At 62.0% G+C, this 6,522-nt stretch carries 5 protein-coding genes; all 5 read left to right on the plus strand.

The features are described from left to right. The first annotated feature begins 379 nt into the window (after positions 1 to 379). The 5 genes from V6766_RS25365 (at position 380) to V6766_RS25385 (ending at position 6,407) form a co-directional block, all read left to right on the plus strand. Entirely contained in the window at positions 380 to 1,537 is a 1,158-nt protein-coding gene (locus tag V6766_RS25365) for a tyrosine-type recombinase/integrase (RefSeq protein WP_230722936.1), read from the plus strand. Beyond that, positions 1,527 to 3,338, plus strand: coding sequence for a hypothetical protein (locus V6766_RS25370; RefSeq protein WP_448471012.1), 1,812 nt, complete (start codon positions 1,527 to 1,529; stop codon positions 3,336 to 3,338). The genes V6766_RS25365 and V6766_RS25370 overlap by 11 nt, the downstream gene beginning before the upstream one ends. A 3-nt stretch (positions 3,339 to 3,341) precedes the next feature. Next, the gene (locus V6766_RS25375) at positions 3,342 to 5,216 is read left to right on the plus strand and encodes an integrase (protein WP_448471013.1); all 1,875 of its coding nucleotides are present in this window, start codon (positions 3,342 to 3,344) and stop codon (positions 5,214 to 5,216) included. Beyond that, on the plus strand, positions 5,206 to 5,688 hold the full coding sequence (locus V6766_RS25380) for a hypothetical protein (protein WP_448471014.1): 483 nt from the start codon (positions 5,206 to 5,208) through the stop codon (positions 5,686 to 5,688). The genes V6766_RS25375 and V6766_RS25380 overlap by 11 nt, the downstream gene beginning before the upstream one ends. Positions 5,689 to 5,762: 74 nt before the next feature. After that, the gene (locus V6766_RS25385; protein ID WP_448471015.1) at positions 5,763 to 6,407 is read left to right on the plus strand and encodes a plasmid pRiA4b ORF-3 family protein; all 645 of its coding nucleotides are present in this window, start codon (positions 5,763 to 5,765) and stop codon (positions 6,405 to 6,407) included. Positions 6,408 to 6,522 lie beyond the last annotated feature (115 nt).

Here is a 6,522-nt window from a genome sequence, read left to right on the forward strand (position 1 = left end):
TTAGGTTCTGTGTCGCAACTGTCCTGTTGGGTTCGTACGGCCGTCATGGTTATGGGCGAGAATTACGGGGCATATCAAGGAAGGCACACAGACGTCCGGGTCAAGCGTTCCCGCAGCGAAGCGAGGACAACGCTTGAGGCGGCGGCGACACCACAAGCTAGTCCATGAAGTGCAGGACTAATCCTGCACTTCTGCCACGTGGCGAACGGGAGAGCGGGAGGGGAACCCCTCGCAAACAAAAGAGAGAGTGCGCCGAAGGCGCTCCGCTGAAGATAACATCCTGTTCGAGAAACTGTCTTCTTTGTTGCTCTGCAGGGCTTTCGGCTCTGGCTGATGTCTTTTGCTGCTTCGAATAGCGGCGTGCAAAGAGGACAGTGTCATGGTGCGGATTATCAAGGCGGCGATGGGTTATGCCGCAATCCCGACCGGCTTTCCGATCCTGGTGTCGGAACGAATGGCGATCATCAAGCCGGCGTTTGCCTGGTTGATGGAACTGGCGACGATACCGGGCCGCTCCCATGCGGCAGAGACGATCCGAACCTACGGCGAGCACCTGCATGATTGGTTCGACAGCCTGGAGCAATCGGGTATCGACTGGCGCGAAGTGAGCGAGGCTGAGATTGCGGCGTGGCGCAATCGCATGCTGTCACAGCCGAGCCCTCATACGAAACGGCCATACGCGCGTTCGACGGTGAACGATCGGGTCCGCACGGTCTGCCGGTTTTATGCGTGGGCGCATGGCCGTGGCTGGATTGAACACCTGCCGTTCCACTTTGTCGATGTGCGGGTGGGTGCCAGTCGGCGACAATCGTTCCTTGCGCATGTCGAAGCGCGCCCAGGCGTGATGGCGGCGAACATCCTGACAGTCGCGGAGCACGAACGGTTACCGAGGCCATTGCGGGTTGATCAGTTGCACCGGGTGTTTGCGCATCTGGACATGCCTTACCGGTTGATGGGGGAATGGGCGCTGGCGACGGGATTGCGGCGCAAGGAGCTTTGCGGCCTTGCCGTATTCCAGGTCCCGGAGACGGCGCATCTGGACGATGAGGATCATCCGCTTGTTGGCGTGCCTCTGACGATCACCAAGGGTGACAAGCCACGCACGATCTACCCGCCGATCCGTCTGGTCGATCGTACGCAGCGCTATATCGATGAGGTTCGCACGCCGCAGGTCCGGGCGTTGCGACGTCAACGGCCGGACTATCGGCCGCCTTCGGCGCTGTTCCTCAACGCCCAAGGAAACGGGGTCAGCAAGACGCGATTGACGACGGTGTTTGCAGAGGCATTCCGGGCAGCCGGTGTGGCGGGAACGTTGCATTATCTGAGGCACACATTCGCGATGACCATGCTGGTGCGGTTGCAGCGTCAGGCATTGACCACGCCGGACCTCAATCCGCTGAAGATCGTGCAGGTGCTGCTAGGGCACAGCTCGATACAGAGCACTGCGATCTACCTGCGCTGCGTCGATCTGAATGCGCGGGACCTCGCCGACAGTATCGACTATCTCTATGGCGAGTTGATCCCCGATGGCTGTTAGACGTGGGCACATCGATCGGCGGCTGGTGACCGCGGCGCCGATTGTTCTGGATCAGCCAGCCGGCACCATCGTCGTCTTCCGCGACGGCTGGGGCGAGGTCACGAAGCACTACGATCTCGGGACGCTCGGCTTGCCGTTGGACGTCGCTATACTGCTGGCCGACGCCTTTCGCCACCATCATGCCGCCTCGAGCCATGATACGCAGCGCCATTGCTGGATGGCGCTGCGGTCGTTCGCGCGATTTGTTGCAGAGGACGGCCAGGTACTATCCGCCGACGATCTGACCACCGCTATGGTCGGGCGTTACATCGCCTGGTTGGATCGGCAGGTCGCAGGACAGACGAACAAGTCCTGGTCCAAGAGTTCGCGGGCGAATGTCCTGATGCAGCTTCGTCAGATGATTGACTGGACGAAGCGCCGGCATCCGTCGCGGCTGCCGGGCCGCGTCGACTTCCCCTGGCGGGTTTGGCCGAACCGCAATGCCAACGCCCGATCACGTCTTGCCGGGGAGGATATCAAGGCGATCCTGCGCGCGTGCTACGAGGAAATAGACGAAGCATGGGAGCGCTTCGAAGCGGGGCGCACCATGCTTATGACGAGCGATCCGATCGAGGGCATCGACCCCGAGCTTTGCGACCTGGTCCGGGCGCTCGCCCGGGTGAATGACGGCGTTTTGCCGTCGCGGACGGATGCGATCCGCAGCGGCGTCAACATCTCGGCGGTCAACCGCCATGGTGGGCTTCGTCATCTCGGCGGCTATCTTCACCTGACCGGCGAAACGGTCGTTGCGTTCTTCATTGCGCTGTCGATCCAGACCGCGGGCAATCCGGATGCGCTGCGGCTGATGACGCGCGATTGCCTGGTGGCGCATCCGCTCGACGAGCATCGGATCATTGTCGAGTGGGCCAAGCCTCGGGCCGGTGCGAAGGTGAAGCGCGCGCAGCGGCGATCCTTCGACCGGCGTCGGCGACAGGCGGCGCCGAACTTAATCGATAAATTGCTGGCGATGACCGCGCCGCTCGCGGCCCGGGCCAGCCGGCAGGACCGCAATCGCCTGTTCCTGGTGAAGAGCGAGAAGAAGGACGCGGTGACGCTGATTGCGGAGACGACCTTGTCGCATGCCCTGAAGCCATTCATCAAACGCTCCAATGCCCGGATCGAGATCTGGAACAAGGCGGCGCCTGAGCGCGCACGCCAGTTCTTGCCGGATTTTGCGGCGGTACTGCTGCGCGGCAGCGTCGCCACCGAATATTACAAGGCGTCCGGCGGCGACATCGTCGCGACACAAGACGTGCTCAATCACGCTCGCGCCGACACGACTGAGCTTTACATCAAGGGGCCTCAGACGAGCCGCGTCCAGCGCCAGACCATCGCTCGATTGCAGGGGCTGATGCTTGGCTGGATAGTCGGCGCAAAGGCGGACACCGAAGATCAGGCGCAACGCGACTGCATTGCACTGGCTGACAATGCGACGGTTCCGTTCAGCCATGATTGCCTCAACCCGGCCACTGGCACAGCGCCTGGATCGGTGGCTGGCAGGGTCTGCCGGCACTTCGGCGGCTGCCTGCGCTGCCCGGGACTGATCATCCCGATTGATGCGGAGCACATGGCGCGCATCCTTTGGGCGATCGGCGAACTGGAGCGTGCGCGTGAGCGCATCGATCCCCGCCGCTTCGAGCTTCTGTATGCGCCGAGCCTGCGCATCCTGGTCGACGACATCCTGCCGGACTTTCCGCAGTCGCTGCACGCGGAAGCCGAACGCCGGATGTCGACTCTTCCAATCCTTCCGGCGCTGGAGTGAACGATGGCGGCGTCCACGGCACCCGATCTTGTTGCCGCCACACGGCCGGCACTTCGGATATCGACCCGCTCGGTGTGGTCGGATCAGGTCTGGCATCTCGACGGCCATCGCCCAGGCGGCAACCGCAGCGACTTCTCGCTCGACTGGGGCTTTGTCCTTGCCGACGATAGCCGGTTCAGCGATCCGCAATGGACAGGCTGGCGAGAGGCGGCGAAGCTGTTCCTGTGGAGCCTGAAGCTGGACCCGCCTCCTGGCCGCCGCAATGTCCATGAATCGACCATCGTCTCCGTCTTCAAGACGCTGCGGATGCTGATCCGTTGGATGGCGGCGCAAGGATACCGCAGCTTCGCCGATCTCGATCGTGAGGGCTGCGACAGGTTCATGACGACGGTGGCGCAACGTCCGGGCAGCAAGCCTGGCAAGCCGCTGAAGAGCACGACGCTGCAAAGCTACGCCAATCTACTGACGCGCCTATATCTTCAGGGAGCGAAGTTCCCGGAAGTAGCGATCGCCGATCCGTTCCCGGGCATCGCGCCGCCGTTCGCTCGGCGTGACCGGGGCTGGTTGCCTTATACGCCGGACGCGATCGCGGTGCCCCTGGTCTCGGCGGCACTGAGACTGATCGGCGCCCCGGCCGACGACGTCATCTCTTTGCAGGCCAAGGCGCAGTCCGCCTATGACGATGCGCTCGCCAAAGGGATCCCCCAGACGAAGGCCGGCTTCATCGTGACCGACGCGATCGCAGGGTTCTCCTTCTCTACGCTGTCCGGAGAGGATGCTTCATGGCATGCCGCGCCCGTCACCAGCACCAAACAGATACGCTATCTCGCCGATCGCATCTACGATGCCTGCTTTGTCGTGATCGCTTATCTGGTTGGCGCCCGGGTCTCGGAGATCCTCGGCCTTCAGGTCGGCTGCATCGAACAGCATCCCTCCGGCGACGGCAGCGAAAGCTTCACCTATCTTGCCGGGCGGATTTACAAGACGGCGCGTGGCATCGATGGCGAAGCGCATCGTTGGGTTGCTCCGGCGCCCGTCGAGCGGGCCGTCTTAGTCATGGAGCAACTGACCGCCCGCCTGCGGGCGCAAAGCGGGCGAGACGATCTCTTTCTGGTGATGGCCAGCACCGGGCTTGTCGGTCCCGCTGCGAGAACTGACCTGCCCGTCGTCTCCACGATCATAAGGCGGCTGAACGATCTGTTCGCGCCGTTCATCGGCCTGCCGGAGCACGAGGGGGAACCGTGGCATCTGAACACCCATCAGGGCCGAAAAACCTTCGCACGCTTCGTCGGAAAGCGCGACCGCACCGGCCTGCATGCGCTTCAGGCACACTTCGGACATGTGACCCGGGCCATGACCGATCGCGGCTATGTCGGGACTGACTTCGCGCTCGATGACCTGATCGACCGGCATGCGCAGGAAGAAACTCGCGCCGCCCTGGAAGAGGTGCTGACGGCGACGGCGCTCGGAGGCAAGGGCGGACGGATGATTGCCGCTCGCTCGCAGTTCCGCGGACGCACGCGCGACGGCGATGTTCAGGCTTATGTTCGCTTCCTGATGAAAGAGACTGACCTCCGGCTCGGGGTCTGCGACTGGGGTTATTGTGTCTATCGCGTCGAAACCGCTGCCTGCTTCGGTGACGAGCGCGGGCCAAACCCGGTGCTCAGAACCGAAAGCACGTGTCTCACCTGCGCCAACTTTGCCGTCACAGCCAGACATCGACCGGTCTGGCAGGCGCGCCGCGATCGCAATGCCGATCTTCTCGATCAGCCCAGGCTGGACCCGGTCAGCCGCAGGATTGCGGAAACACGGATCGCCGAATGCGATCGCATCCTTGGCGAACTCGATCATGGAAAGGATGGTCGCGATGGCGCGTAAATTGAGCAAAACGCCGGCGCTGACGCCGCAGGAAAAACGTCTGCGCAACACGGACCGCAAGCTGCGGGAGGCTCTGGAACGCTTGGTGAAGGGACTGCCCACACACCCGGACTTGCAAAAGCGATCCTACCGTCTGACCATTGCCACGCTCGCACGCGAAGCGCGTGTCGGCCGCAACGCCATCTACACCAATCATCGCTCGATGATCGATGAGTTGCGTCGCGCCAGCGATCGCAAGATCGTGCCCGAGAAGCTGGCGGCCTGGGAAGACAAACTCGCCCAGCAGCGCGCTCTGATCCAGGTCTTGCAGATCGAGGAGCGGCGTATGGTGACGGAAAATGCCGTCCTGCTGAAGCGCATCCTCGACGCCGAGGCGGAGGTCGAGCGACAGAAGCGTCAGAATGCCCGCCTGATCACTGAGCGCGATCGCGCCATGAAGCCGGTGCCTCTCCCGCGCAGGCCAAAATCCTGATGTCGTCTGCGATTACCGCGCTCGTCGAAGGACAATTGTCGTCCTGTCCATTGCCTGCGGCACTCGTGCGCGGCATGATCTGCGGCATGTTTGATTCCTTTGACCCAGACAGATTTATCGTGCGCGTCGAGGCTCATATCCTCGACATCGAGCCCATGATCAGCCGCACGCTCGAACTGCCCATCACTCTCAACCTCGCTCAACTCCACGAGGTGCTGCAGGCGGCCTTTGGCTGGACCGACAGTCATTTGCATCAGTTCAATATTGGCGGCCTTATCTACGGGGCACCGGAGTTCGATGAGGACGGTCTGTCCGATAGCCGCACCTTCGAGGCGACCGAGGTCAGGATGATCGACCTTCACTTTCCCTATGATCCACGGGAAAACCCTCTCACGATCCTCTACGAATACGACTTTGGTGATAATTGGCGTCATCTGATGCGCCTGGAGCGCGTCGCGCGCGAGCAGAATGCCACATATCCCCGCTGTATCGCAGGCAAACGTTCCGGACCTCCCGAAGATGTTGGTGGGACTTCAGGTTATGCTGACTTCCTCGAAGCCTGGCTCGATCCTGACCACGAGGAACATAAAGCCATGCGCCGGTGGGTTGGTCGCAAGTTCCACCCGGAGACCTGCAATCTCGATGAGATCAATAAGGCGATCGCCAAGGCCGTGCGCGCATCAAAGGGCGGCTATCGGTTCCGTCGCGAAAGCATGTAATTGACAGACCCGAGACGGCTTCGAACTCAAAGATACACGCGAACTACCGCTCACAGCTGAGAAGTCCTTAGAATCAGCGTTATCCAGCCAAAAGGACACTTGACGCATAACCTAA

This window comes from Martelella sp. AMO21009 (assembly GCF_053484295.1).